We start from the raw sequence: 222 nt of genomic DNA, 5'->3' as shown, positions 1-222 counted from the left end.
CGCTGGCTGCTCGGCGCCGTCGATGACGTCAAGGCGGAGGTCCGCACGGAAAACCGCGAGCCCAGCGGCACAGTGCGGCTGGGCGCGCCCTCGAGCCTCGCCGACATCTTCTATGCGCCGCTGGCGCAGATATTCACCAGCCGCTTTCCCCGCGTCCGGCTGGAGTTGAGCGAGGGCCTGACCGAGACGATGTGCGATCATCTGCTGCGCGCCGAACTCGAC

The 222-nt window shown here is 68.5% G+C and carries 1 protein-coding gene; it reads left to right on the top strand.

The features are described 5' to 3' along the window. Positions 1–222: LysR substrate-binding domain-containing protein (locus tag CWO91_RS42565; RefSeq protein ID WP_245471555.1), on the top strand; the 222-nt coding region annotated here is incomplete at both ends.

The organism is Bradyrhizobium genosp. SA-3, from assembly GCF_004212635.1.
Lineage (GTDB): Bacteria > Pseudomonadota > Alphaproteobacteria > Rhizobiales > Xanthobacteraceae > Bradyrhizobium.
The sequence above is the reverse complement of the archived record's forward strand: the minus strand, read 5'-3'. Positions and strand labels throughout refer to the sequence as shown.